Source organism: Litoreibacter roseus, from assembly GCF_009811795.1.
In the GTDB taxonomy this organism is placed as follows: domain Bacteria; phylum Pseudomonadota; class Alphaproteobacteria; order Rhodobacterales; family Rhodobacteraceae; genus Litoreibacter; species Litoreibacter roseus.
In genome coordinates, this window is record NZ_BLJE01000001.1 from 1,257,715 (window position 1) to 1,284,292 (window position 26,578).

A 26,578-nucleotide genomic window follows, 5' to 3' on the forward strand; every position below is an offset into this window, starting at 1 on the left:
GGGAAGGTCTAACTATGTCTACAACTATTCTTGAGGTATTTTTGCCAACACTTCTGGGCATTTACGTAATGTTGTTGTCACTAGGTGTTGATCTGGTGCCGCGGTCTCCGCGCATGGTGAACGTCGTCAGACTGTCTGCGGCTGGCGTATTGATCTACTGTGGCGTCGCCTTCGCCGCGCCATTCTGAAAACGGGCCTGGGCGGGGTCCGATCGGGGGCGTCTCCGGCCCCCGGTCGAAGCTGACATCTACGTAACTTCATTGACGACGCCGCAGTTTGCGACAAGTGTCCGGCACAATGCTATCGGATCAGAAGCAATCAGCAGGGCGTCCCAAATGACAAAATCCGACAAATTTCCTGCTGGCGGATTTGCCCGATGATCCTTGATCTGATCTATGTCGCAGGTGGTCTGATTGCGCTGACACTTGGGGCTGATTATCTGGTGCAATCCGTGGTCACGGTTGCGCAAAAGTTCAACGTTTCGACCCTATTCATCGGCCTGACTGTTGTTGCACTCGGCACCTCACTGCCGGAGTTTTTCGTCGTCGTGGAATCGGTGATTGAAGACGCGCCCGGAATTGGGATGGGCAACATCGTTGGATCGAATATAGCAAATCTTTTGCTGATTCTCGGTATTGCTGCCGTCTGCCGACCGATTGACACGCCCAAGGGCATGTTGGGCCGCGACGGTCTCGCGATGCTGCTGGGCACTGCGGTTTTTGTCACGGCGGCCAGCACGGGCTTGATCGGGTTCTGGACCGGGCTGCTTTTTGTCGGACTGCTCGCCGGATATCTAATCTATTGCAGCATGGATGACGGCGAGGATGACGAAGACATAGACGCGCTTGAGGCAAGCGGGCTCAAATTAACACTTGTTCTGCTGGTGAGTGCTGCCGCTCTCATTGGCGGCAGTGAGTTATTGGTACTCGGGTCAATTTCTTTGGCGCGCGAATGGGGCGTTTCCGAAAGCGTAATTGGCCTGACCCTTGTCGCGGTGGGGACATCGCTGCCGGAACTCGCGGCAACCTTGGCCGCCGTGCGCCGCAAGCAATCCGCGATCATTCTCGGCAATGTTTTGGGATCGAACCTGTTCAATATCCTTGGCGTTATCGGCGGCGTCGCGTTGTTCACGCCGGTGCTCGTGCCGCCAGCAATCCGTGAGATGGACCTCTGGCTGATGGCGTTGGCAACTCTCGTCACGCTGGTTTTGTTGCGGACCGGTTGGCGGCTGGACCGTCGTGAGGGATCCGCCATGCTTTTGTGCTACGGGGTCTACGTCGTGTTCCAATTTGGATTTGCAGGCTAATCGGCGACCAGATCAGCCACTGTCGAACAGCGTTCCCGTGAGCCGTTCCGAAGCAGCGCGCAGTTTTGGTGCCATCGCCAGCGCGTCTTCTGCACTTACCCTCTGCAGAGGCCCGTGAAAGGCCAGTGAGGCGCAATAGCGACCGTTTCGATCCAGTACAGGGACGGCCAGCGCAATCATACCGTCCACAAACTCTTCATTGTCGAGCGCATGGCCCTGTTTGCTGATTCTCTGAAGTTCCGACATCAGCGCATCAGGGTCGGTGATCGTGTTCTGTGTCACTTGCTCCAGCGCCATCACTTGTACCAGACGGCGCCGTTCGGCTTTGGGCAGGGAAGCGAGAAATGTCTTACCGCTGGCTGTGCAATGGAACGGCACATGCGATCCCACGGGCAACTGGATCCGGAAAGCCCAGTTTGTCTCAACCCGGTCGTGATAGGCCATGCCGCGGTCCTCGGGCACGACAAAATTGATCGTCTCGCCGATATCCTCGGCCAATTGCATCAGAACCTGACGGCGCGCGATGTAGGACGTCGATGCATGCAAGACGCCCGATGACATCATGCGGGCGCGGCGCCCGGGCCGCAGACCAGTGTTGCGTTCGTCTCGAACCAGAAAGCCCTCTGCCACAAGCGTATTACACAACCGATGAACGGTCTGCTTTGGCAATCCGATAAGCCGACCAATGTCAGAGGGGGACATGGGGTCGCTCTGCTGGCCAAGGGCTTCAAGGATCAGAAGCGTTCTGAGATTTGTCGGGATGCGGTCTTCGGTGGCCATGGGCTCGGGATCATCAAATTGAAAATACTGCTTGTACGACTCGGAGTTCCATGTTGCGCTATAAAAACGAGACCACAAGTCTCATTTTTTATTATTTCCGCGCTTTTGGGAGGAAGTGAGTGGAATTTGATTTCGTCATTGTTGGTGCCGGGTCTGCGGGATGTGTGTTGGCAAACCGCCTGTCGGCGAATGGCAAACACTCTGTTGCTGTGCTGGAGGCGGGGGGCAAGGACACCTATCCGTGGATTCACATCCCTGTCGGGTACTTCAAGACCATGGGAAATCCGAAGACCGACTGGAGCTATGAGACGGCCCCCGATCCTGGCTTGAACGGACGGTCGATCAAATGGCCCCGAGGCAAGGTGCTGGGGGGATCAAGCTCGATCAACGGGCTGCTCTACGTTCGGGGACAGGCGCAGGATTACGACGGCTGGCGGCAATTGGGAAATACCGGCTGGTCGTGGGAAGATATTCTTCCCTTGTTCAAACGCTCCGAAAGCTACGACGCCGGCGAGGATGAGGTCAGGGGACGCAATGGGCCCCTGTCTGTCTCAGACTCGACAGTGACGCGGACGATCGTTGATGAGTGGCTAGAGGCAGCCGTCAACGCAGGCTACCGCGCAAACCCCGACTACAACGGCGCGGTTCAGGAAGGGGTCGGCTTGTTCCAGCTGACCACGCGAAACGGACGGCGGTGTTCGGCGGCCGTGGCCTATCTGAACCCGGCGAAATCCCGTCAAAACCTGACTGTCCTGACCCATTGCCCGGTGAAGAAACTGACCATTGAAGGCAAGCGCGTCACCGGGCTGATTGCACAGTACGAGGGCAAACAGGTGACCATCACCGCACGGCGGGAGGTGATCTTGTCAGCGGGTGCTTTGGCCTCGCCGCAGATTTTGATGGTGTCAGGCATCGGGGAGGCGGATGCCTTGCAACCGCATGGGATCGAGGTTCGTCACGAACTCAAGGGCGTCGGTCGCAATCTTCAGGATCACCTGCAAGCCCGACCGGTCTTCAAATGCACGCGGTCCACGATCAATACCGAAGTGTCAAACCTGTTCAAGCAAGCGCTGATCGGCCTGCAATATATCACAACACGGGGCGGTCCGATGGCGATGGCCGCGAGCCTGGGAACGGGTTTTCTCAAGACGCGCGAGGATCTGGCTGTGCCGGACATTCAATTCCACATACAGCCGTTCAGCACCGACAAGATGGGGACGGAGCCGCATACTTTCGACGCATTCACCGCCAGCGTCTTGCAGCTCAGACCCGAAAGCGCGGGGCATCTTGAACTGACCTCTTCTGACATGCGGGATTATCCGATCATCCACCCGAATTATCTCTCGACGAAAACTGACTGCGATACGCTTGTAGAGGGCATTCGCATCGCCCGGCGCATCGCGCGCCATGAACCCGTGGCCGACGCGATCACCGAAGAATACCAGCCCGGTGCACAGATCGCGAATGACGATTACGACGGGTTGCTCAACTGGGCCCGCGAAACATCGACGACGATCTATCACCCGACAGGAACATGCAAGATGGGTGTCGATCCGATGGCCGTGGTTGATCCACGTCTCAAGGTACACGGAATAGATGGGCTGCGCGTCGCCGACGCTTCGATCATGCCGATCATCGTTTCAGGAAACACCAATGCGCCGTCTATCATGATCGGTGAAAAAGCATCTGATCTCATCCTCGAGGATGCAGAGCAGGCATCGCAGACGCGTCAAAGGGAAGTGGAGGCCGTTTAGCGCGTTGATCTGAAAAGGGTGCAGCGGTTGCCTTCATCGCAGCACTCGAAACAAACAGAAGGCAAGGACCTTAGGGAGGACCATATGTTTGACTTGAAAACCATCGCGGCTGGTGTCGCGTCCACGGCCGTTGGCCTTGCCATGTGCGCCCAGGCGGCCATGGCAGAAACAACGATACGCGTGCAATCCGTGATCCCGGCTACAGCCGATGAGATTGTCATGCTGAAAGACTTCGCCAACGATGTGCGCGAACTGACGGATGGCGAAGTGAACATCGAAGTGCTGCCGGCCGGCAGCGTTGTCGGCGTCCAGGAAACGCTGGATGCGGTTGATGCAGGCCTGATCGAAGGTGGTTTTGCCTGGACGCATTACTGGTCCGGCAAACATCCGGCCGCGATGCTCTTTGGTTCGCCAGTAGCCGGTGGCGGTGTTGGCATGGACAATATTGCCTTCATGTCGTGGTTCCTGTCGGCTGGCGGCAAAGAGCTTTATGAGCAGCTCTGGGACGAGATGGACATGAACGTCGTGGGCTTCATGCTTCAGCCCGTGGGTCCAGAGGCACTTGGGTGGTTCAAAGAACCAATCGAAAGCATGGCCGATTTCCGCAAATACCGCTTCCGGACACCTCCGGGCATTCCGGGCCAGACCTACAAGGACATCGGAGTGGCCTCCGTTGCGATGGGCGGCGGTGATATCCTGCCCGCGTTGGAAAAGGGTACGATTGACGCGGCTGAATGGTGCTGCCCGAAGCCTGACAGCGTCTTTGGGTTTCAGAAGGTGCTCAAGCACTACTACCTGCAGGGTCTGCATCAGGTTGTCGTTAACGCGGATCTTTATCTGAACAAAGACGTGTTCAACGGCCTGACACCGTTGCAGCAAAAAGCGATTGAGGTCGCGGCCAACGCATCCCTGATGAAATCCATGGCCTACCGCATTCATGAAAACGGCAAGGCGCTGGACAAGCTGGTCAACGAGGACGGCGTTATCCTGCACGACACGCCTGCCGATTATTTCACCGAGTACATGAATGCAGCCAACAAGGCGCTTGAGAAGAACGCGGAAGAAAACGAGTTCTTCGCCAAGGTCTGGCAGTCGCAAAAAGACTTCGCGAAAACCGCGGTTCCGTTCTGGGCAGGGGCGCAGACCTCGAATGCCAATCTCGGCCGCGCCTATGCGGATCAGCTGAAGAACGAATGAGCCAAGGTCAAAACGAAAAGAGCCGCCTGCAGGGGACTGCAGGCGGCTCTGCACTCTGATCACGAACTCAGATGCAGCAGGCACAGGGGACGGCCGTGAGCAACGAAGACGACTATCTGGACATCGGTGATGAGCTTCTCGCGGGCGCCCATGGCGGCCCGAACGCGCCGCTGCCCGATGACATGCATCCACTGGCGAAGCGCACAATCCGCGCCATCGACACATTCTCGGACTGGCAGGGCAAGGTCGTGTGTCTGATGGTCGTGCCGATCATCTTCGCGATGGTCTACGAGGTGATCGCGCGAAAGTTTTTCATCGCTCCGACGCTCTGGTCCTTCGACATTTCCCGCATGCTCTACGGCATGTCGTTTATGCTGGGGGCCGCCTACGTCCTGATGCGCGGGTTGCATATTCGCGCGGACTTCATCTATCGCAGCTTTCCGGTTCGCCTGCAGGGCTGGGTCGACCTTCTGCTTTACATCTTCCTCTTTATGCCCGGCATGTTGTTCCTGCTTTGGGCCGGATACGAGTTCGCGCTCAAGTCCTACCTTCAGAACGAGACAGCGGGCGACAGCACATGGGCCCCGATCGTCTGGCCCGTAAAAATCGCTTTGGCCTTGGGCGTGTTTTTTCTTGTCCTGCAAGGCATCTCTGAAATCTTGAAGTCGTGGTACGCCGCCACACGGGGGCGGTGGCCGAAATGATGTTTGAGTTTTCTAACGAGATCATCGGTCTTCTGATGATTGGCGCGATGTTATTCGCGATCTTCATCGGTTTCCCGATTTCCTTCACCCTGATTTTTCTGGGCATCATCTTTGGTGCGTGGGGCTTTGGCATCAAGCTGACCATCTTCCTGATGACCCTGCAATTCTACGGATCCATGATGGAGCAGACCCTTGCGGCTGTCCCGTTATTCGTCTTCATGGGCTTCATGATGGAGCAAGCAGGCCTGATGGAGCGCCTGTTCAGCGCGGTGCAATTGATGCTGGCACGCATGAAGGGCTCGCTGTTTGTTGCGGTCCTCTTCGTCTCGGTGATCTTCGGCGCGGCCACGGGCATCGTTGGGGCGTCGGTGACGATCTTGGGCATTATGGCCGCCAAGACGATGAACAAGTCGGGCTACGATGTGCGGCTGGCCAGCGGAACGATAACGGCTGGCGGAACTCTGGGTATCCTGATCCCGCCGTCGATCATGCTGGTGGTTATGGGGCCTGTGCTGGAGATCCCGGTCACGGACCTGTTTGCCGCGGCAATCATTCCCGGCGTGATGATGGCGGTCCTGTATCTGGTCTACTCGGTCGGACGTTGCTGGATAAATCCAAGCCTCGGTCCGCCCCTGCCAGAAGATATGATCCCCACTGATCGCTCCGTCATCTGGCGAGAGTTCTTCTTGGGTCTCGTACCACCCACAATCCTGATTGCGTTTGCGTTGGGCTCGATCCTTTCCGGTTGGGCGACACCGACCGAAGGGGCGGGTATGGGGGCATTCGGGTCGATCATTCTGACGCTCATGTACGGCAAATTCTCGACGAAGAAGACCTATGATGCGCTGATCAAGACGCTGGAGATCTCGGTCCTGATCCTGTTCCTTGTTGCCGCCTCGAACTTTTTCGGTGCTGTCTTCTCGCGTTTGGGTACGCCCACCATGATCACGGAAATCCTGTTGAGCATGGATTTGTCCGCGGGGGCCGTCGTCCTTTTGATCCTTGCGCTGATCTTCCTGCTGGGGTGGCCTTTGGAGTGGGTGCCGATTGTCCTGATCATCCTGCCGATCCTTCAGCCGGTTCTCATCGAGTTGCAGGTCGATATGGTATGGTTCGCCATTCTGGTGGCCGTATGCTTACAGACCGCGTGGCTCAGTCCGCCGGTGGCGCTGTCTGCATATTTCCTAAAGGGCGTCGTACCGGAATGGGACCTCAAGGATATCTACCTGGGCATGATGCAATTCATGGTGATCCAGCTCATCGGCCTTGGCCTTGTCTTCATGATCCCCGCGCTTGCCACGTGGCTGCCGCGCTACATCTACGGCAATTGAGGTCACTCACGCGCACGCAAGACCTGTGCCGGCCGTGCTGACAGCGGCCGCCATGCAAACAACAATCCGGTCAGCACCGTCACCAGTATCCCGCCTGCCACAATACCAAAGGCCGAGACGGGCTCGACCCGGAAATCAGTGTCCATAACGAACGTCGTGACGGCCCAGCCCGCCAGAACACCTGCAAAGATCGCGATGATACCCGCAGTCAGCCCCAGAAATGCAGAACGCAGCGCGAAATTAATCAGAATGGCGCGACGTGGGGCCCCAAGTGTTTTCAAGATGGCGCCTTCATAAATTCGGGCACGCTCCCCCGCGGCGGCGGTACCGATCAGAACGATGCCGCCGGTTATCAAAGTTGCCAGTGCGCCGTAGGTTACCGCCGCTGCGATCCCGGCCAGAACCTCCGATACCCGCGCGATGGCGTCCCGCACGCGAATGGCTGTGATGTTCGGATAGGCTGACGCGATGTCGCGCAGGATCTGACCCTCTGCCGCTTCGTCGGCGTAAATCGTAGCGATATGGGTGTGGGGGGCGCCCTGCAATGCGGCGGGGTTCATGGACAGGATGAAGCCAATGCCCGCCGTGGAGAAGTCAACTTCGCGGAAGCTGGTAATCTCGGCGGTGATGTCGCGACCCAAAACGTTGATGGTCAACGTATCGCCGAGCGCCAGCCCCATTTCCATCGCCTCTTCGGTTGCGAAACTGATCTGCGGCGGGCCTGTGTAATCGGCCTCCCACCATGCCCCTGATGTGATCTTCGTATTCTCGTTGGGCAACGCGGAATAGGTGATCCCGCGGTCACCCTGCAAAACCCAGTGATCGCCTGCGACCTCTTCTGCCGGGGTGTCGTTGATCATCGTAATGACCCCGCGCAGCATCGGTGCACTTTGGACATCGGTCACAGCGGGGTTCGCGGCCAGAAGTCCCCTAATGCCATCAAGCTGATCGTTCTGGATGTCGACAACGAAGTAAGACGGCGCGACCTCGGGAAGATCCTGCGCAATCGCGTTTCGCAGGTTCCAGTCGATCTGACCCACAGCTGCGAGAACCGAAAGGCCGAGACCCAGCGAGATAATGACAGATTTAGTCTCACCCGCCTGACCGCCAATGGCACCAACAGCGGACCGGACAGTCGGTGCGCCGCGCAATGTCTTTGTTTGTGACAGCCGTTTCGACAGACGCCGGATCAGATCCGCCGCAACGAGTAAAACGATGAACGCGCCAAGGATTGCCCCAGCCGCCCAGAGCGTGAGCGTAATCAAACCTGACAAGATTGCGGCCAGCCCAACGAGCGCGATCAGCAAAGCACCAGTCGTCAAAATCCAAATCGGTCTGATACTTCCGTCAGCGCCGCCAGTTGTGTCACGGAAAAGTGCAGAGGGTCGGACATTTTCTGTGCGCGCCAGCGGCCAGATCGTAAAGATCGCAGCGGCCAGAAGGCCGTAGAGACCGGCCTCTAACAGCGGGCCTGGGCGGATGGCAATGGCGGCGGGAACGGGCAGGCGGGCTTCGATGGTGGGCGTCAAAAGGATCGGAATAAGCGCGCCCAAAACCAGACCGATAGCGATCCCAAAAAGGGCAAGCGCGCCAATCTGTAGAATGTAGGTCAGAAAAATTGTGCGCGCGTCGGCGCCAAGACTGCGCAGGGTGGCAATTACGGTTGTTTTTTCGTCCAGATAGGACCGAACGGCTGCGGCAACGCCGACCCCGCCGACGGCCAGACCCGTCAAGCCGACAAGCACCAGAAAAGCAGAGAGCCGGTCAACGAACTCACTAACCCCGGGTGCGCCATTGCGCCGGTCGCGCCACCGAATACCAGCATCCGAGAACCGCTCCTCAACGGCGGTGCGCAGCGCAGTTAAATCCTGATCCTCCGAAACCTTCAGGCGGTACTCCGTTTCGAACAATGTTCCCGCGCCAAGCAGTCCCGAAGCCTCCAGCGCCTCCGTTGCAACAATCGTGCGGGGTCCAAGACCGAAACCCCCAGCGGCCTCATCCGGAGCGCTGTCGATCAAGGCCGTTAAGACAAATTCCTGCAATCCCAATCTGACCGCATCGCCGATGGACAATCCCAGTCTGTCGACCAGCACCGGGTCGATCACAACACCCGGTATCCCATCTTGGTTGGCCAACGCGTCCTGAAGCGTCATGTCAGGGGTCAGGCGCACGGTCCCATAGATGGGGTAGGCATCATCGACGGCTTTCACCTGTGTCAATCCACGTTCCGTCTGCCCGTCGCGATCCACAACCAGCATTGACCGGAAGTCAGCGATTTCGCTGACCTGAACCGCAGTATCTTCCAGCCATTGACGCTCGTCGGGTTCCGCGAAGCGATAAGTCAGCTGAACCGCAGCGTCGCCCCCTAAAATAGCCGCGCCTTCGCGCTCTAGTCCGGCCTCGATCCCGGCCCTGACGATCCCGATTGCCGCGATTGCCGCCACGCCCAAAGCCAGACAGGCCAGAAAGACCCGAAAGCCTTTCAAGCCCCCGGTTAGCTCTCGCCGCGCGATCTTCGCGGCCATACGCAGCGTGCTCATTCGGCAGCCTCTGCCGCAGCCTCTGGTGCGATCATGCCATCCCGCAGTCGAATAACCCGGTCACAGCGCTCTGCCAGATTGCGCGCGTGCGTCACCAGTACCAGTGTTGCCCCGTGCCGATCCCGGAGATCGAACAGGAGATCCATGATCAAAGCACCTGTTGTCTCATCAAGATTGCCGGTCGGTTCATCGGCCAGAAGCAAGGCAGGGCGAACAACTGCAGCACGGGCCAACGCAACACGCTGCTGTTCCCCACCTGACATTTGTGATGGGTAATGACCGGTTCGGTGGTCAAGCCCAACAGCGGCCAATTCGGCCTCGGCGCGCTCAAAGGCGTCTGACTGTCCCGACAGTTCCAAAGGCAGGGCCACATTTTCCAGCGCGCTCATCGTCGGAATGAGGTGGAAGGATTGGAAAACGATGCCCATATACTGTCTTCGAAAGCGGGCGAGCGCGTCCTCATCCATCTTTGTCAGGTCGTGGTCCAAAACGCGGACCTGACCGGCGGTGGCGCGCTCCAAACCGCCCAAAAGCATCAGGAGAGATGATTTGCCCGACCCCGATGGCCCGATCAGCCCGACCGTTTCGCCCGCGGTCACATCCAGCGCGATGTGCTTGAGAATGTCGATCCGACCGGCGTTCCCATCCAGCGACAGGTTTACATCTGTCAGGGACACTATGGGTGCGGTCATAATCGGGCTCCTTAGGCGAACTGTTCGGTTTAGAAATAGGCTGACACTGGCATCCTGCAATCTTGCAGCCGTATTCTTTTTGAGTACGCCTAGCATTGCCCAAGAGATCACTATTGCTGCCCTCGGTGACAGCCTGACCCAAGGTTACGGTCTCAAGGCGGAAGATGGCTTCGTCCCTCAACTAGATGCATGGCTCAACGCACAAGGGCGTGATGTTGATCTTTTGAACGCAGGTGTGTCTGGCGACACCACCGCGGGCGGCAAATCCCGGATCGACTGGACACTGACCGAGGATGTTGATGCGCTGATCGTAGCGCTTGGGGGCAATGATCTTTTGCGGGGAATCGACCCCGACGTATCGAGGGATAACCTGACTGCGATCTTGGAGGCTGCGGAAAGCAAGGGTGTCCCGGTCCTGCTGGCCGGGATCGAAGCGCCGGGCAACTATGGTCCGGAATACAAGGCCGCGTTCGACGGTATCTTCGTCGAATTGGCGGCGCGCTATAACGCGGTGTTTTACGAGAATTTTCTGGCTGGACTTACGATTAACGAAGACCGCGTCACTGCCGTGCGGAAATATATGCAGGCGGACGGGATACATCCCAACCCTGACGGCGTTTCTCAAATCGTCGCCGATATCGGACCGAAGGTGCTGGAGCTTCTGGATCGCGTCGAATAACTGAAACAGCCGCCCCGCTCGTGGGGGCGGCCGCTCGAATGGTCAGGACGTCGGGCAGGCTGCGCCGTTGTCGATCCAAGCCTGTGTAAGCTCGCCGAACAAAGCCTGACTGCCCGGTGCGGGCTCACGACCTTCGCCCGGCTCCCACGCCCAGCCAACCAGACCGTCCTCGGCATTGTGCTCATGCAGTTCCGCCAAGGTCCGGTTGCCGTTGCGGTCCGGGTCTTTGACCTGCTCGCAAATCTCTCCACTGGTTTTGCCGATCCAACCCATCGACACGGGCGCCAGATGCCAGGGCTCGTGCCCGGGAACAGACCCCGCTTCACCTGAGTAGGAGACATTTTCAGCACCATGGCAGGTAGAGCATCGCATGCCCACTGCGCCGAAATCATCCTCGCCCCGCACGACAGGTGGTTGATGCATTGCAAGCTGTTCTCCCTGTCGGGGTGAATTGTCGACCGGGTGGCAATTCAGACAGCGAGGGTGAACGAAAACCTTCGTCATCTCCTCAAAGATCGCAGCCGCCCGCTCGTCGCCCTCGGCATAGCTGTCGAATGCGGAGACGGGTTGCAGATCGGAATGGCCGTCCGATTGCACCATGGACGCTGTCGCGAAGAAGCTGCCTGCCACTACGAGAGTGGCAAGCTTGAATTTAGTGAACGTCATTGGGTGTGTCTCCTTAGGACAGCGCAACAGTGAAAGGCTGGCGACGGGGCGTGCTGCCCGTCAAACTGCGCCACGCATTTGCAATGGCAGGTGCAACCGGCGGCACACCGGGTTCACCAACGCCTGTCGGCTCATTGCCGGTGTTGAGAATGGACACCTCGATCTCCGGCATCTCGTTGAGGCGCAGCATCCGATACGTATCATAGTTGGACTGCTGGACCCGGCCGCCTTCACCAAGTGTGATTTCGTTGAACATGGCCGTACCGATACCAAATCCAATGCCGCCCTCCATCTGAGCGATCACAACGTCCGGATTGACTGCGTAACCGCAATCTACCGCGCACCAGATTTTTGATACGTGGGGCATGCCACCTTGATTCGAGACTTCAGCGACCATTGCAACATAGCTGTTGAAGCTTTCATGCAGGGCGACGCCGTAGCGCTTGTCACCTGTGCCGGCGCCAGACCATGCAGCCATATCGGCGACGCGCTCCAGCACACCGCGATCGCGTGGCGCGTCCTTTATCAGCTCAAGGCGACCTGCGACAGGATCCTTTCCACCGGCTTCCAACAGCTCATCGAGGAAGGTTTCCGTCGCATAGGCTGTATGAGTGTGTCCGACGGACCGCCACCACAGCACGGAGACCGGGCTTTCCATCCGCGCCCACGACACGCGGTGGTTCGGCCACGCATAAGGCATCCGGGTGGAGCCTTCATAAGCGGTCGCATCGAGTCCGTTTTGCATCAAAGCCTCTTCGAAGGGCGATCCTGCAATAATTGACTGGTTTGCAATCGTATCATCCCAAGCGATGATATTGCCGTCGGCATCAAGGCCGCCGCGCAGGCGATGCACCGTCAGCGGGCGATAATAACCACCATGGATATCATCTTCGCGGGTCCAGAGCAGTTTGTATGCCCCGTTGCCCGCCGCTTTGCCGACCTCTGCAAGTTGGGCCATAAATTCTGACCCGGGCTGTGCGCGCCGTCCAAAGCTGCCACCGGCAAGCGTTGTGTTCAGCTTGATATTGCCCTGATCCATACCAAGGGTCTGAGCTGCAACGCCGTGATCGACGGTCTGCAATTGAGAGCCCATCCAGATCTCGGCCTCACCATCGCGCAGCTCGATTACACCGTCGAGCGGTTCCAGTGGCGCATGGGCGAGAAATGGGAACACATATTCGGCTTCGAGGGTCGTCGCGGCTTCGCTGAGCGCTGTGTCCAGATCACCGCTTTCCTCTGCCACTGCGGCGGGTTTTCGGGCGGCTTCTGTCCAAACGCGAACCATTTCCTCGCTGGAGCGGGTTTCGGCCCCGCGGTCGTCCCATTCAATTTCGACCGCTTCTCGACCTTTGAGCGCAGCAAAGGTGTTTTGGCCATAAATTGCTATGCCCGATGAGATTTGCTCGACCCGCTCGACGCCGGGAATGGCCAAGGCGGGTTCAGGGTTAAAGCTGGCAACCTTACCGCCAAATTTCGGCGAGTGGCGCATGGCCACCGTCAGCATACCATCGCGGTAGATATCAATGGTAAAGTCGCTGGCCCCTGTCGACTTTGCCATCGAGTCAAGGCGCTCGACCTTCTGGCCGATCAGCGTGAACTCTTCTTCATTTTTCAAAGGAGGTTCGACTGGCACAGCGCTTTCGGTGGCCGCTTCTGCCAAATCGCCAAAACTGGCAGAGTTGCCGCTGGCATCGTGACGCACGACGCCTTTTTCAACGGTGATTTCGCTTTCCGGAACATCCCAGTTTCGCGCGGCGGCGGAAACAAGCATGCCACGCGCGGCGGCTCCGGCTTGGCGCATCTGGATATAGCTGCTGGCCAATCCGGTAGAGCCGCCCACGCCCTGAAGCCCGAAGGCTGCGTTGGTATAAAGCGACGCATCGGCAGGTGCGTTTTCAGCCCGGACCTGAGACCAGTCGGCGTCCATTTCTTCGGCAACGCAGCTTGCAAGACCAGTGTAGGCGCCTTGGCCCATCTCAAGGTGCTTGATGATGACGGTAATCGTGTTGTCGGTTCCGACGCGCACGAATGCATTTGGTGTAAAGCTACCGGTTGCCGCAGCGGATTGTGCGCGGGCCGCAAGGGGCAGTTGAGTTGCAATCACAAGGCCCGCTGCACCGGTCAGGAAGCCACGACGTGTTGGGGTAAGCTGTGTCATGATCAGGCCTCCAGCGTGTCTGACGCTTGGCGGATCGCCTTGCGTATGCGGGTATACGTGGCGCAGCGGCATAAGTTGCCAGCCATCGCGTTGTCGATATCTTCATCGGTGGGTTTCGGCATTTCGCGCAGCAGCGCAGTTGCGGCGACGACCTGGCCCGACTGGCAGTAGCCGCACTGCGGGACGTTCAGATCAACCCATGCGGCCTGCACTGCTTCCGCTTCGGGCCCTTCGACGGCCTCGATTGTTTCGACATCATAGCCGTCGATTGCGCCGATGGGCGTCACGCAGGATCTCCGGGTCTGGCCGTTCAGAAGAACGGTGCATGCGCCGCATTGCGCAATCCCACAGCCAAATTTCGTTCCGGTCAGGCGCAATTCGTCGCGCAGGACCCACAAAAGCGGCGTGTCCGGATCGACATCAAGCGTTCGGTCTTCGCCGTTGATTTTCAATGAAATGGTCATTTTCGTATCCCTTATCGCATAGCCACCTTCGCCAACGCAGGATGCGCAGCAAGGTTCAGAGAAATTTTTCAGGAAAGCGCACCGATCTGAAATCGGGATGAGGGTGCTGGGTATCTGCGAGCGGACGCCTTGCCTTACCTGCGATAAAGTAGCGCAGGTAAGGCGTCAGGCAATGTGAATTTTTTACGATAATGCTGGATCAGGACGGCGCGAGATGCGCCGTCCCTAAACGCTCTGAACGGGTGGTGTTTTAGCCCGTCCAGGGTTCTGGTTTCTTCTTCGTCGGGTCCATTCCGAACAGATTGGCAAGCCACTGGAACGCGACATAAAAAACCGGCGTGAAGAGCAAGCCGAAGAACGTCACCCCTAGCATGCCCGAGAACACGGCGGTTCCAAGGGCCTGACGCATCTCGGCGCCGGGTCCTTCGGCAATCACCAGCGGGATCACACCCAGGATGAAGGCAAATGACGTCATCAAAATCGGACGCAGACGCAGGCGGGCAGCTTCGATGGCGGCGTCGACGCGGCTCATCCCGTTTTCCTCCGCTTGTTTTGCAAATTCGACGATGAGAATGGCGTTTTTGGACGCCAATCCCACAAGGACAACGAAGCCGATCTGCACCAGAATGTTGTTATCGATCCCTCGGAACAGCACCCCCGATATCCCTGCAAGCAGACACATGGGCACGATCAGAATGACCGAGAACGGCATAAACCAACTCTCGTACTGGGCGGCCAACATCAGGTAGACGAAGACCACAGCCATGGCGAACGCGAAGATCGCCGTGTTGCCCGCCAGCTTTTCCTGCAAGGCCAGTTCCGTCCATTCGTAGCCAAAGCCGTCCGGCAAAGTCTCATCAAGCATCGCTTCCATCTCGGCGATGGCCTCACCGGTGGACAGACCCGGTGTGGTCGCGCCTTGCACCGCTGCGGCTGGGAACAGGTTATACCGCGGCACGCGGTAGGGCCCTGTAATTTGCTCCAGCTCAGCGACAGAGCCTATGGGCACCATCCCGCCATTCGTGGACCGTGTCCGAAGGTCAAGCACGTCCTGTGGGTCATCGCGGAATTCCCCATCGGCCTGGGCAGTCACACGGTAAGTCCGGCCAATGAAGTTAAAGTCGTTCACAAAGGCCGAGCCGAGGTAGACCTGCAACGTCTCGAAGACCCGCTCGGGTGGCACGCCAAGCTCTTCAGATTTGACCCGGTCGATGTCGGCATAGATCTTGGGTGTTGACGTGTTGAAGAGCGTGAAGACATTGGTCAGCCCCTCAGTCTGGTTTGCATTCGCCACGACCTCGCCCAAAGTCTCTTCAAGCGCATTCAAGCCACGTCCACGTTCATCCTGAAGATAAAGCTTCCAGCCGCCCGAATTGCCGATCCCCTGAATGGGCGGTGGTGCGATGACGAACGCGTTTGCCTCAGTGATCTGACCCAGTTGGCCAAAGGCTTCACCGATAATCGCTTGGTTGGTTTGTCCCTTTGCCAACCGTTCCTCGAACGGTGTGGTTACCATAAAGATTGCGCCTGCGTTTGGCGCTTGCGTGAAGGTCGCCCCGTCGAGGCCAGCGAAGGCCACCGTGTGCTCGACGGAATCCATCTCGAGCAACAGGTCGGTCGCCTTCTGTATCACCGCATCCGTTCGGGACAGCGAAGCACCCGGAGGCAGTTGGACAACGGCAATCAGATATCCCTGATCTTGTTCGGGAATGAACCCGGCCGGCGCCCGGTTGAACTGGTAGAACGCCAAAACCATCAAGCCGGCATAGACAGCAAGCACGATGACCGTGGCGCTGAGAAACAGCTTCATCAGTTTCGCGTAGCCTCGGGCCAGCTTGTCGAACGCCCAGTTGAACCCGTCCGCAAATTTCCGGAAGGGCCACATCAGTTTATGCACAACCTTGCCGATGCCTTTCGGCTCTTTCTCCTTATCCGCCTGGGATTTGAGAAGAACAGCAGACAGGGCAGGGGACAGTGTCAAGGATACGATAACCGAAATGACCGTCGCAGCCGCGATTGTCACCGCGAACTGGCGGAAGAATTGTCCGGTAATGCCCTCGATAAACGCCGCCGGGATGAAGACCGCACACAACACCAGACTGATAGAGACCAGCGCGCCCGCAACCTCGTCCATTGTCTTATGCGTAGCCTCCCGCGGGCTCATACCTTCTTCGATATATCGCTCCACATTCTCGACCACGACAATGGCGTCATCGACCACGATCCCGATCGCCAGCACCAGACCGAAGAGCGACAGGTTGTTCAACGAAAAGCCGAAGGCCTGCATGACGAAGAACGTCCCGATAAGCGAGACCGGGATGGCCAGAATGGGAATGATCGACGCCCGGAGCGATTGAAGAAAGACCACAACAACGAGAACCACCAACAAAACGGCTTCCTCGATGGTTACGTAGACCGCCTCCACCGATTGCTCGATGAATTCCGTGGGGTTGTAGACGATGTCATAGGCGACGCCAGGCGGGAAGGATCCCTCGAGATCTTCCATCAGATGCTTGATTTGTTCGGCAGTTTCTAACGCGTTACTGCCTGGGCGCTGGAACACACCGATCGGCAACGCCGTTTTGTCGTCGAGATAACCGTTGGTGGTGTAATCCTGCGCGCCCAGCTCGACGCGCGCCACGTCACGCACCCTGATTTTCCGTCCGCTGGAGTCAGCACCGATAACGATATTTTCAAACTGATCAGGCTCGACCAGCCGACCTTGTGTCTCGACGTTAAGCTGGAAAGCACCGGGATCTGGCGTTGGCAGCTGATTGATTGTGCCCGAGGCAACCTGCACATTATTTTCCTGCAGGGCTGCGACGACCTCACCGGCGGTCAATCCCCGCGCAGCGACCCTGTCAGGGTCCAACCAGATGCGCATGGAGTAGGCACGTTCACCAAAGACGGTCGCCTGACCAACCCCGTCGATCCGCAACAAGCGGTCGACAATCTGGGTCCGGGCATAGTTCGATATATAGAGCTGATCCCGGCTGTCATCCGGCGAGATCATGTGAACGACCATAAGGAAGTTTGGTGAGTTCTGCTGGGTCTGTACCCCGAGCCGTCTGACGGCCTCAGGCAGTCGTGGCTCCGCGATGGCCACGCGGTTTTGAACAAGCACCTGCGCTTCGTCGAGATCGGTGCCCAATTCGAAGGTTATTGTCAGCGTCAGGCGACCATCGGACGTGGCCTGACTGAGCATGTAAAGCATGCCCTCTACGCCATTGATCTCTTGCTCCAGGGGGGTCGCAACGGTGTCAGAGACCACTTCTGCCGACGCACCGGGGTAGGACGCGGTGATCTGAATGGTGGGTGGCACGACATCTGGATAAGCCGCGACGGGCAGGCGGAAGTAAGAAACCAGACCGACGAGAACGATCAAGACTGAGATGACCGTCGCGAAGATCGGACGGTCTACAAAAAAGTGCGTGAATTTCATCGGTTTACTCCGCTTCGCTGAGCGTAATTTCTTCTGGCTCAGGCGTTACCGGAGAACCGGGGCGCGCACGCTGGATGCCGGAGATTATCACACGGTCACCGGCTTCGAGCCCGGTCTGAATAACCCGCATCCCGCGCCACATCGGTCCGCGGGTCACACCTTTCTGCTCGACGATATCATCAGCCCCCACCACATAGACGATGGATCGGGCCTGATCGGCGACGATGGCCTCATCGGGAATTAGCAAAGCATCGTATTCCCCGGAACCGGGCAGGCGCAGGCGACCAAAAACGCCTGGCTGCAGGAACCCATCCGGGTTGTCCAAGGTCGCGCGGCCCAAAAGCGTGCCGGAATTAGGATCAAGCTGGTTATCGACAAAAGTCATGGACCCGCCACGGTTCCACGTGTCTTCATCCATAAGCTGGACGTACACTTGGTTTGCAGAACTGCGGGACGAAGGGCGCTCGCCGTTTTCGAACAGCCGCGCGTATTTCAGAAAATCGGCCTCAGACACGGTGAAGACAAATTCGATCGGATCGACTGAAACGATATTTGACAGGACCGTGGCGCCGGATGGACCGCCAATTACAAGGTTTCCGACATCAACATCGTTTGACGAGATGCGCCCGGTCAGGGGTGAAGTGATCTGCGTAAACTCAAGGTCCAGTTCGGCGGTCGCAAGTTGCGCTTCTGCGATTGCAACGCTCGCGGTGGCTTCGCGAAACTGCGCACGGGCGCTGTCGGCTTCGCTCTGGGCGCCCACATTTCGGGCCACAAGCTCAGTCGCACGGTCAAATTCGATCTCGGCCAATTCCACGGCGGCGCGGGCGGAATCAAGGCTGGCCTGCGCTTGCCGAACGGCAAGCGTGAATGGACGGTCATCGATTTCATAGAGCAGCTGACCCTGTTCGACGATGCCGCCCTCCTCGAAATGAATGGCTGATAGGTACCCTGAGACGCGAGCCTGAAGCACAACGCGGTTTTCTGCCTGAAACCGGCCAGTGTATACGTCCCAGTCCATCACTGTGTCTTGCAGAGGCTCGGCTACTTTCACGACCGGCGGCTGCTGAGATTGGGCGTGCCCCGCGCCAGCAAAAGCGGCGATGGCCAAGGCCGTGATTGGGCCTGCAATACGGCTGATCGAGTTTAATGTCAGGGCAGGAAAGTTCATTTGCGTCGTCCCAAATCTAAGAATTCCAGTGCCGGTCTCGCGCATGGCCTGCGACAATCTGGCAGCGGGTGACCAAATGGCGCGGTTATGGCATAAGACAAGCGCCCATTCCCCGTGTCTCTGCATTTTTGGTGATCTCAACAGAGCTGAAATGCGCAGCCGTTGCTGGCTAAGAATGTTTCGTCACCAAGAAAGCTAGCCGCCGAGGTTCAGGCGAACAACGCAAAACTGTCAGATAAATTTGGCTGTTCTACGAATTTGAAGCAGAGGCCCAAATTTTCATCAAATCGTTTTCGGGTGCGAGCAAATTCCCGCCCTGACAGCAGATCGGCCTTATCCGCTTGACGCCGCAAGCAGTGTTACGTTCCCACCTGCAGCGGTGGTGTCGACACAGACATGCCGTTCCAAAACGCATCCCTCCGCCAAGTCACCTTGGGCAAGCAGCGGCAAGATCGGGCCATCACGCGCCGCGAGCGCTTTGCGAACATCTCTCATTTGATGGGTGTCCGCCCAAAATGTCACAGCGTGGAATTCTGCGAGATCCGTCAAGTCAGAGGGGTCTATCATCCCGTCAAAAGACATATCGCCGGACAGGCCGGGCGCGATGCAAATAGGATGGCAGCCGCGCTCTCGCACGATCTCGGCTTGACGTTTGGCCGCGTCGGCGCTCGGCCCAAGACACAGCACTATTCCTCTGCCATAGGTCGCGTAGCGGTTCGATTCACCGGTGGGACCGGGCAGGGTGGTCTCTGACAGACGCGCTTGCGAAACATTAACGCGATCAATCGCGACCTGAACGTCAGATGCCGCGACCCGCTGTCCTGACGAATTCGATGATACCGGTTCAGCTTCAGATCGGGTGAATTTCGCGACATACCGTGGCCCGCCCGCCTTCGGGCCAGTGCCGGACAGGCCTTCCCCCCCGAATGGTTGGGAGCCGACGACGGCCCCGATCTGGTTGCGGTTGACGTAGATGTTCCCGACGGTCAGTTGTCGCGTCACGGCTTCGATCCGGTCGTCGATGCGGGAGTGTATGCCGAAGGTCAGCCCGTAACCGGTTGCATTGATGTCAGCGACCACGTCGTCCAACTCTTCTGCCTCGAACATGGCGATGTGTAGGACGGGGCCGAAAACCTCGCGGGTCAGATCCGCGATGCCCGAAACCTCGATCACTGTTGGCTTGACATAGGTTCCCGTACTTGGGGCTGCGACGTCCTTGAGGACGCGACCGGCACGGTCTGCGTCAGTGATGTAGTCAAGAATCTGGGATTGCGCGCTTTGATCAATCACCGGTCCCACATCCGTCGCATGCCTCCACGGGTCGCCAACGGTTAATTCGTCCATCGCGCCGTAGAGCATCTTTAAAAAAGTGTCTGCTACGTCCCGCTGAAGGTATAGCATCCGCAAGGCAGAGCATCGCTGGCCTGCCGACTGAAAAGCCGAGGCAATCACGTCTGCCACGGCTTGTTCGGGCAGGGCAGTGCTGTCCACGATCATCGCATTCAAACCGCCGGTTTCGGCAATGAGCGGGGCTGTCGGGTCTGCGTTGTCAGCCATGGCCTTGTTGATGCTAAGCGCGGTGGCCGTCGATCCGGTGAAGCACACACCACTGATGCGGGGGTCGGACACAAGCGCCGCGCCGACAGTCTTTCCAAGCCCGGGCAACAGTTGCAATGCGGAGGTCGGGACTCCGGCCTCGTGAAGCAGACGGACCGCCACACATGCCGTAAGCGGCGTTTGTTCTGCGGGCTTTGCGACGACTGCGTTTCCTGCGGCCAAAGCGGCGGCGATCTGCCCGGTAAAAATGGCCAATGGGAAATTCCAAGGCGAGATGCAGGCAAAGATGCCGCGTGCCTCGCGTTCAAGCTCCAAGCCCCGGTTCGCATAATAACGCAGGAAATCCACCGCTTCGCGCAATTCAGCCACCCCATCAAGCGGCGTTTTCCCTGCTTCGCGCGCGAGAACAGCAAAAAGTTCGCCGAAGTTTTCCTCATAGAGGTTGGAAGCCCGACGCAGGATCTGGGCCCGTTCCTCAGCAGTTGCTTGCCAAGGCTTTGCGTCAGATACGGCTTGCGACACGTCACGACTGGTGGCCCAGACAACGTCCCCAACCTGATCTTCTGGGAGGGCAGGGTTCTTGATTGCTTTTGGTTGCCCGCCCTCGGCCTTGGCAACCATCAGCGCTTCTGCCGTCCAGCGACGGGATCGAAATTTCCCACGCTGCGTATCGATGAGATCGAGATCGGTTTGCGCGTGAAGGTCCCACCCTTTGGCATTCTCCCGCGCAGGTGCGTAAATGTCGGCTGGTCTGCAGACCGCAATGTTTTGGCCATTGGTTTCCAGCGCCTCGAACGGGTCCGCCGCGACAACCTCGGCTGGTACTGACTTATCAACGATCTGGTTCACGAAGCTGCTGTTTGCCCCGTTCTCCAGCAAACGACGGACGAGGTAGGCCAGCAAATCACGGTGCGGCCCCACAGGCGCGTAGATGCGACAGGCCGCTTGATTTCCAGAGATCAGCCGATTGTGCAACGCCTCGCCCATTCCGTGCAGACGTTGAAATTCAAAGGAGGTCGGGTCGTCCGCAACTTCAAGAATTGCAGCGACGGAATGCGCGTTGTGCGTTGCAAACTGCGGGTAGATCCGGTCAGTCATCCCCAGAAGCATACGTGCGCAGCGCAGAAAGCTCGCATCCGTGGCGACCTTGCGCGTAAACACCGGGAAGCCGTCAATACCCTCGACCTGCGCCCGTTTGATTTCAGTGTCCCAATAGGCGCCTTTGACGAGGCGCACCATGATTTTGCGGTCCAGCCGCTCGGCCAAGGCGTGAAGCCAGCGGATGACGTGACCTGCCCGCTTTCCGTAAGCTTGGACGACGACACCGAACCCGTCCCATCCGGCCAGTGCCGGATCGCTCAAAACCGCTTCGATCACGTCCAGCGAAAGGTCCAGTCTATCCGCTTCCTCGGCATCGATATTAAGTCCCATCTGCGCATTGCAGGCCTTCTTTGCGAGCGCTTTCACGCGTGGAACAAGTTCGTTCATGACCCGGGCGCTGTTGGGCACGTCATATCGCGGATGCAGCGCCGACAGCTTGATGGAGATGCTGGGATTGCGCCGGATTTCGTCTGACGTGCAGTGGGGTGTCAGCTTGGTGATCGCGTCCTCGTAAGCTGCATAGAACTCCTGCGCGTCCTCCGCGGTCAGGGCCGCTTCGCCTAGCATATCGTAGGAATAGGTGTAGCCCCGTGCCGCATTCGACTTGCCGCGCACCAAGGCCTCTTCGATGGTCTGGCCAAGAACAAATTGTCCACCTAACTCCTTCATTGCCCGACTGACGGCGGCCCGGATCACGGGCTCCCCGACGCGTTTGACGGCAGCCTTCAGGGTCGAGGCCACACCTTCGCCGTCCCGCAAGACATTGCCGGTCAGCATCAAGGCCCATGTGGACGCGTTGACCAAAGGTGAGCTTGATTTTCCAAGATGCGAGGACCATGCCGATGGCGCGATCTTGTCTTCGATCAATGCATCGATGGTTTGGGTGTCCGGCACGCGCAGCAACGCCTCGGCCAGACACATGAGCGCGATGCCCTCATCCGTTGACAGGCCATATTCGGCGAGAAAAACCTCCATCAGGCCGGGGTTTTTGTCCGCACGGATGCTGGTCACCAGCTCAGCCGCCCGTTTTGACGCTGCATTCCGTTCCTCGGGCGAGTACGGCGCATGACGTTCCAGCATGGACAAGACGTGATCTTCGTCGGCGCGCTCAATGTCCCTGATGTCGGCTCTCAATGTGTTCAGACTGTCCAACGATGTACCTTTCCTGACGTTCAATGCATCATAGCAGCACAAAGACAGTTGATGTGACTGAAGTAGATCGCTATCTCCGGACTTCTGTTTCTATCTTTGATCAGAAAAGGGCAATGTGATCGATAACGATAATCTCAACGGGCAAATCGACCGGTATGATGCGGAGATTCTTGATATCCTGGCACAGGACGGGCGGCTTCCAGTGACGGAACTTGCGAAGCGTGTCGGCTTGTCTACGAGCCCCTGTCAGGTCCGCCTGAAGCGGCTTCAATCTTCTGGATACATTTTAGGATTTAAAGCGGTTCTCGATCCGGCCAAGTTAAACCGCGATCATGTCGCGTTCGTCGAGGTTAAGTTGATGGACACCACAGAGCGCGCATTGTCCGCCTTCAATGGCGCCGTTCGCGATATTCCGGAGGTCGAGCAATGCCACATGATTGCGGGCGCCTTTGACTATCTGTTGAAGGTGCGAACCAAGAACATCACCCAGTACAGAGCGGTTCTGGGCGAGCAGATTTCGGCGTTGCCTCACGTCGCAAACACATCAACCCATGTATCCATGCAATCCGTCAAAGAGCATGATTTTTGATCTGATGTCAGCTCTGCCCCGTCTTTAACACCCGAAGTATACCGGCTTGCAGTTCGGCCTCTTCATAGGGTTTGTTCAAGATCGGTACCGGGGGATAGTTTTCTGTCACATAGGACGCGTCGCCGTATCCCGTTGTCAGAACAAAGGGAATGTTTTGCTCCACCAGGGCTTCGGCCACGGGTAAGGACGTTTCTGTCCCAAGATTGACGTCGAGCAGGGCAAAACGGATGTCCTCGGTCTCTATCATCTTGAGCGCACGGGCGACGGTGTTGGCCATGAACGTCTCTGTTACGCCCATCTCCGAAAGCATGTCGGAAGCATCTAGGCCAATAATCATGTTGTCTTCGACCAACAGGCAGTTGCCCTCGATCGCAGAGACGTCGGTCAGGCCCTTAATCTCGGCATCAGCGATCACAGTTTCGTCGTCTGATCCCTTTTCCAAGTGGTAGGACGGTATCCAGAACGTCGCTTCGAGGCCCGTCACCTTATGCCTGACGTCAGCTGTTCCCCTGAGTTCGAAGGGAATGGATTTCTGAATGATGGTTGATCCGAAGCCGCGACGGTCCGGGGCTTTTACAGGTGGGCCACTTCGCTCGGTCCACTGTATCGTTATGCCATCGTTTTCCCGAAAGAGGCTGACGCTGACTTCACCCTGCGCAATGCTGAGCGCACCATATTTTACGGCATTGGTGACCAGCTCATGAACCACCAGCGCCACTGTTGTATACGCCTCGGGATTCAGTCTGACGTCTTCGCCGGTTATGTGGATCCGATCTGACTGGTCATCCAGAAATCCCGCAACCTCGACCTCGACGATGCTGCGGAAGGACGCAGCGGTCCAGTTTTTTGCGGTCAACTGTTCATGGGCGCGCGCAAGCGATAAAACCCGACCGCCCAGAACGCGGGTATATTCCTCGATATCCTCGACGTTTGCGCGGCTTTGAGAGACCAGACCCCTGATCAGGTTCAGGATATTTCGGACCCGGTGATTGAGCTCGGCGATCAGAAGTTCCTGTTGCTCATTGGCCCGCTTGCGCGCCAAGTTCATCTCGTCCGTCAGCTTGAGCACGACCTCAAGCAGGGTGACGCGCATGCTCTCGGCGGTCCGGAATTCCCGCGCGGTCCAGGGATTGCAGCGACCGTGCACGATCTCTTGCCATGCCTTGAAGCTTTGCCGCGGTGTCAGCCGTGTCCCATTCGGCCCGACGTTGACGGGCTTCTGCGGGTTGCCCGCCCATTTGACGGATTGCGCGATTTCACGACGGAAGAGCACGATGTAGTCGCGCGGTGTTCTCGACACCGGAAGCGCCAGCACACCGGCGACCCGGTCGGAAAAATTCTGTGCCTTCGGATAGACCTGTGCCAGCGCGTCCGTTGCAAAGATATTTCCCGTCGATGCGGTGTTCAAAAAACGCGCGAGCCCCAGAAACTCTTCCTCCGTTGGGATCGCGCCTCTTCCTTTGTAGATACCGCCCGAAAAAATGACGATCCCATCAAATTGCAGCCCGCTTTCAATCTCGTCGGCAATCAGATCGAAGTTGGCCATGATATCGTGATCGGTCGAGAACCGGGATAGCAATTTTTCCTGCATGAGCGCGGCGCGTTCAGACTGCTCTTGCAGCGCGTCCTGCTCTTTCTGCATCAACTCATAGGCAAGCATTTGTGCCATAAGTTCCACGGCAGATCGCCGCTCGTAATCCACGTGGTGAGGCGTTTGGTGATGGCACGCAATAAGCCCCCAAAGCTCACCCTTGACGATAATCGACACGGACATTGAGGCCGCGACGCCCATGTTGCGCAGATACTCCAGATGGATTGGGGACACCGCCCGGGTGATGGACAGGGACAGATCCAGCGGTTTGCCTTCGGGATTAAACTGCGGAACAATCGCATGCGTCGGATCATCGACATCAGCGATCAGGCGCACCAGGCTTTTCTTGTAGAGTGCGCGTGCCTGTTTGGGGATATCGCTTGCCGGAAAGCGCAAGTTGAGAAACGGCTCCATCCCATGTTCAAGCGCCTCCGCGATGACAGTCCCGCTGTCATCTTGTTCAAAGCGGTACATCATCACCCGGTCAAATCCGGTCAGCGCCTTGAAGGCTCGCGCGCCCTCAGAGGCCAGATCCACTGTCGTTGTATGGCGCCGGATCCGCGACAGGAGGGGCTGGATCATCGCCATGTCATCCCGGAGCGATTGCTTCGATTTCGGCTCAAGCTCGAAGATGACACTGCGATCCACACTGTGGACGGATACGTCAAACAACCGTCCGTTCTGAAACAAATCCACAGCAAAGATGCGCGCGACGGAAGATGCGATGGTAAGGGTCTGCATCTCTGTGCGCAGAATACGGATAACATCCGCAGCGAAATGCGCGGAGAATGCTGTGCCGATCAGATCGTCGGGTGTGGCATCAATATAGTCTCCCACGTTGGCGGACGCGTGGGAAATGATCCAGTCGTGGGTGATCGCGATAAGACAGCCATAACTTTGCACATGGCCTAGAACGTGGATGGGTTCCCTGTCGCAATTCGTCAGATCCATGTTGTCTGTGTTCAGGTCAAAATCCGTGTCAGTGGGTGCCATAGGACAGATTTTCCGTCTGTGTCGCCTGCTGTGACAGCGCTGCTGTCTCGAAGAGTTGAAAGAGCTTTTTGGTGTCGTCCACGATCTCGTCTGCTTGCGCCCCGGTAGCCGGGTGTTGATCCAGCACCTCGCACAAATCCCGCCAGGCTTGTGGATCAAAGGATGCAGAAAAATAATTGGCTGCCGCGCGTGCCGTGTCGTCCGTACTCTTGGCCCATTGTTTGCGAAGCACATTTGTACCAAGCCGTGAGCCGAGAAGAACATAGTCCGAGGCCAATGGCACCACGGATCGCACGGAAAGCGGCGCGGGCAGGGGGCTGCCTAATATCTCAAGATCCGCGCCGAGCCTGTCAGACAGATCTGAAAATACCGCCGCCCGTGACGCGTCATCTGCCTCTCTCTGCATCAGGGCCATCGCGGAAAAGGCCATGTAATGAGCGCGGAAGAACGGTCTGAGCCCTTCAGGGTTCTGCAAAGACATTACAGCGAAAAGGGCATCAACGCGGTCGTGATCAGGTCGGGTTTCGGTGTAAAGCCGATGTCGAAGAGAGGCTGTCAAGATATGCGATCCGTTAGAAGAGTGCAGGTGAGAGAAATGGATGGCCCTGCGAAAGTAAAGTAAAGTTGGTATTCTAAAATTTGTTGTGTGTGGGCAATGAGAAATTCTTGTAATGGCGCTGACCTTAGATGGTCTACGCGCTCCCGTCAGGT

The 26,578-nt window shown here is 57.8% G+C and carries 19 protein-coding genes; 8 read left to right on the plus strand and 11 right to left on the minus strand.

Annotated elements, in window-relative coordinates; translation table 11 throughout:
• The first annotated feature begins 14 nt into the window (after window positions 1-14).
• Together KIN_RS06240 and KIN_RS06245 are read left to right on the plus strand one after the other, a co-directional pair.
• Window positions 15-188 carry a hypothetical protein gene (locus KIN_RS06240; protein ID WP_159805055.1) on the plus strand — a complete coding sequence of 58 codons (174 nt, stop codon included), beginning with the start codon at window positions 15-17 and terminating at the stop codon, window positions 186-188.
• Window positions 189-376: 188 nt separating this feature from the next.
• Window positions 377-1,306 carry a calcium/sodium antiporter gene (locus KIN_RS06245; RefSeq protein ID WP_159805056.1) on the plus strand — a complete coding sequence of 310 codons (930 nt, stop codon included), beginning with the start codon at window positions 377-379 and terminating at the stop codon, window positions 1,304-1,306.
• 12 nt (window positions 1,307-1,318) lie between these two features.
• On the opposite strand, the gene KIN_RS06250 is transcribed toward KIN_RS06245, so the two are convergent.
• On the minus strand, window positions 1,319-2,086 hold the full coding sequence (locus tag KIN_RS06250) for an IclR family transcriptional regulator (RefSeq protein ID WP_159805057.1): 768 nt from the start codon (window positions 2,084-2,086) through the stop codon (window positions 1,319-1,321).
• A 119-nt stretch (window positions 2,087-2,205) separates the two neighbouring features.
• Here KIN_RS06250 and KIN_RS06255 point away from each other — a divergent pair, with 119 nt between their 5' ends.
• The 4 genes from KIN_RS06255 to KIN_RS06270 all read left to right on the plus strand — a co-directional run bounded on the left by KIN_RS06255 (window position 2,206) and on the right by KIN_RS06270 (window position 7,072).
• Window positions 2,206-3,840 carry a GMC family oxidoreductase gene (locus KIN_RS06255; protein WP_159805058.1) on the plus strand — a complete coding sequence of 545 codons (1,635 nt, stop codon included), beginning with the start codon at window positions 2,206-2,208 and terminating at the stop codon, window positions 3,838-3,840.
• An 84-nt stretch (window positions 3,841-3,924) separates the two neighbouring features.
• On the plus strand, window positions 3,925-5,037 hold the full coding sequence (locus KIN_RS06260) for a TRAP transporter substrate-binding protein (RefSeq protein ID WP_159805059.1): 1,113 nt from the start codon (window positions 3,925-3,927) through the stop codon (window positions 5,035-5,037).
• 95 nt (window positions 5,038-5,132) lie between these two features.
• A complete protein-coding gene (locus KIN_RS06265; RefSeq protein ID WP_159805060.1) occupies window positions 5,133-5,741 on the plus strand; it encodes a TRAP transporter small permease subunit in 609 nt (202 codons plus the stop codon).
• The gene (locus tag KIN_RS06270) at window positions 5,738-7,072 is read left to right on the plus strand and encodes a TRAP transporter large permease (protein ID WP_159805061.1); all 1,335 of its coding nucleotides are present in this window, start codon (window positions 5,738-5,740) and stop codon (window positions 7,070-7,072) included. Before KIN_RS06265 ends, KIN_RS06270 begins: the two co-directional genes overlap by 4 nt.
• Before the next feature lie 2 nt (window positions 7,073-7,074).
• On the opposite strand, the gene KIN_RS06275 is transcribed toward KIN_RS06270, so the two are convergent.
• Together KIN_RS06275 and KIN_RS06280 are read right to left on the minus strand one after the other, a co-directional pair.
• On the minus strand, window positions 7,075-9,612 hold the full coding sequence (locus KIN_RS06275) for an ABC transporter permease (RefSeq protein WP_159805062.1): 2,538 nt from the start codon (window positions 9,610-9,612) through the stop codon (window positions 7,075-7,077).
• Window positions 9,609-10,304, minus strand: coding sequence for an ABC transporter ATP-binding protein (locus tag KIN_RS06280; RefSeq protein ID WP_159805063.1), 696 nt, complete (start codon window positions 10,302-10,304; stop codon window positions 9,609-9,611). The genes KIN_RS06275 and KIN_RS06280 overlap by 4 nt, the downstream gene beginning before the upstream one ends.
• Window positions 10,305-10,383: 79 nt before the next feature.
• Here KIN_RS06280 and KIN_RS06285 point away from each other — a divergent pair, with 79 nt between their 5' ends.
• Window positions 10,384-10,983 carry an arylesterase gene (locus KIN_RS06285; RefSeq protein ID WP_243144827.1) on the plus strand — a complete coding sequence of 200 codons (600 nt, stop codon included), beginning with the start codon at window positions 10,384-10,386 and terminating at the stop codon, window positions 10,981-10,983.
• A 42-nt stretch (window positions 10,984-11,025) separates the two neighbouring features.
• On the opposite strand, the gene KIN_RS06290 is transcribed toward KIN_RS06285, so the two are convergent.
• From KIN_RS06290 to putA, 6 genes are all read right to left on the minus strand, one after another.
• Window positions 11,026-11,649, minus strand: coding sequence for an Isoquinoline 1-oxidoreductase subunit (locus tag KIN_RS06290; protein ID WP_159805065.1), 624 nt, complete (start codon window positions 11,647-11,649; stop codon window positions 11,026-11,028).
• Between the two features lie 13 nt (window positions 11,650-11,662).
• The gene (locus KIN_RS06295) at window positions 11,663-13,807 is read right to left on the minus strand and encodes a xanthine dehydrogenase family protein molybdopterin-binding subunit (protein ID WP_159805066.1); all 2,145 of its coding nucleotides are present in this window, start codon (window positions 13,805-13,807) and stop codon (window positions 11,663-11,665) included.
• 2 nt (window positions 13,808-13,809) lie between these two features.
• Window positions 13,810-14,271: a (2Fe-2S)-binding protein gene (locus tag KIN_RS06300; protein ID WP_159805067.1), complete on the minus strand. Its 462-nt coding sequence runs from the start codon at window positions 14,269-14,271 to the stop codon at window positions 13,810-13,812.
• Window positions 14,272-14,521: 250 nt separating this feature from the next.
• The gene (locus KIN_RS06305) at window positions 14,522-17,713 is read right to left on the minus strand and encodes an efflux RND transporter permease subunit (RefSeq protein ID WP_159805068.1); all 3,192 of its coding nucleotides are present in this window, start codon (window positions 17,711-17,713) and stop codon (window positions 14,522-14,524) included.
• Window positions 17,714-17,717: 4 nt separating this feature from the next.
• Complete coding sequence (locus KIN_RS06310) at window positions 17,718-18,884, minus strand: efflux RND transporter periplasmic adaptor subunit (RefSeq protein ID WP_159805069.1); 1,167 nt, start codon at window positions 18,882-18,884, stop codon at window positions 17,718-17,720.
• A 333-nt stretch (window positions 18,885-19,217) separates the two neighbouring features.
• Entirely contained in the window at window positions 19,218-22,694 is a 3,477-nt protein-coding gene (gene putA / locus KIN_RS06315) for a bifunctional proline dehydrogenase/L-glutamate gamma-semialdehyde dehydrogenase PutA (protein WP_159805070.1), read from the minus strand.
• Window positions 22,695-22,809: 115 nt separating this feature from the next.
• Between putA and KIN_RS06320 the strand changes: the two genes are divergently transcribed.
• Window positions 22,810-23,283 (plus strand): Lrp/AsnC family transcriptional regulator, encoded by a 474-nt coding sequence (locus KIN_RS06320; protein WP_243144828.1) that lies wholly within the window; start codon window positions 22,810-22,812, stop codon window positions 23,281-23,283.
• Window positions 23,284-23,290: 7 nt separating this feature from the next.
• Here the strand turns inward: KIN_RS06320 and KIN_RS06325 are convergent, their stop codons facing one another.
• Window positions 23,291-25,867 (minus strand): HWE histidine kinase domain-containing protein, encoded by a 2,577-nt coding sequence (locus tag KIN_RS06325; RefSeq protein ID WP_159805071.1) that lies wholly within the window; start codon window positions 25,865-25,867, stop codon window positions 23,291-23,293.
• Entirely contained in the window at window positions 25,854-26,426 is a 573-nt protein-coding gene (locus tag KIN_RS06330; protein WP_159805072.1) for a biliverdin-producing heme oxygenase, read from the minus strand. Before KIN_RS06330 ends, KIN_RS06325 begins: the two co-directional genes overlap by 14 nt.
• Window positions 26,427-26,578: the final 152 nt, after the last annotated feature.

Coding starts and splice junctions, on each gene's coding strand:
- KIN_RS06245 (WP_159805056.1), top strand. CDS start 377: ATGATCCTTGATCTGATCTATGTCGCAGGTGGTCTGATTGCGCTGACA.
- KIN_RS06275 (WP_159805062.1), bottom strand. CDS start 9,612: ATGAGCACGCTGCGTATGGCCGCGAAGATCGCGCGGCGAGAGCTAACC.
- KIN_RS06300 (WP_159805067.1), bottom strand. CDS start 14,271: ATGACCATTTCATTGAAAATCAACGGCGAAGACCGAACGCTTGATGTC.
- KIN_RS06290 (WP_159805065.1), bottom strand. CDS start 11,649: ATGACGTTCACTAAATTCAAGCTTGCCACTCTCGTAGTGGCAGGCAGC.
- KIN_RS06310 (WP_159805069.1), bottom strand. CDS start 18,884: ATGAACTTTCCTGCCCTGACATTAAACTCGATCAGCCGTATTGCAGGC.
- KIN_RS06270 (WP_159805061.1), top strand. CDS start 5,738: ATGATGTTTGAGTTTTCTAACGAGATCATCGGTCTTCTGATGATTGGC.
- KIN_RS06325 (WP_159805071.1), bottom strand. CDS start 25,867: ATGGCACCCACTGACACGGATTTTGACCTGAACACAGACAACATGGAT.
- KIN_RS06295 (WP_159805066.1), bottom strand. CDS start 13,807: ATGACACAGCTTACCCCAACACGTCGTGGCTTCCTGACCGGTGCAGCG.
- KIN_RS06280 (WP_159805063.1), bottom strand. CDS start 10,304: ATGACCGCACCCATAGTGTCCCTGACAGATGTAAACCTGTCGCTGGAT.
- KIN_RS06240 (WP_159805055.1), top strand. CDS start 15: ATGTCTACAACTATTCTTGAGGTATTTTTGCCAACACTTCTGGGCATT.
- KIN_RS06305 (WP_159805068.1), bottom strand. CDS start 17,713: ATGAAATTCACGCACTTTTTTGTAGACCGTCCGATCTTCGCGACGGTC.
- KIN_RS06260 (WP_159805059.1), top strand. CDS start 3,925: ATGTTTGACTTGAAAACCATCGCGGCTGGTGTCGCGTCCACGGCCGTT.
- KIN_RS06250 (WP_159805057.1), bottom strand. CDS start 2,086: ATGGCCACCGAAGACCGCATCCCGACAAATCTCAGAACGCTTCTGATC.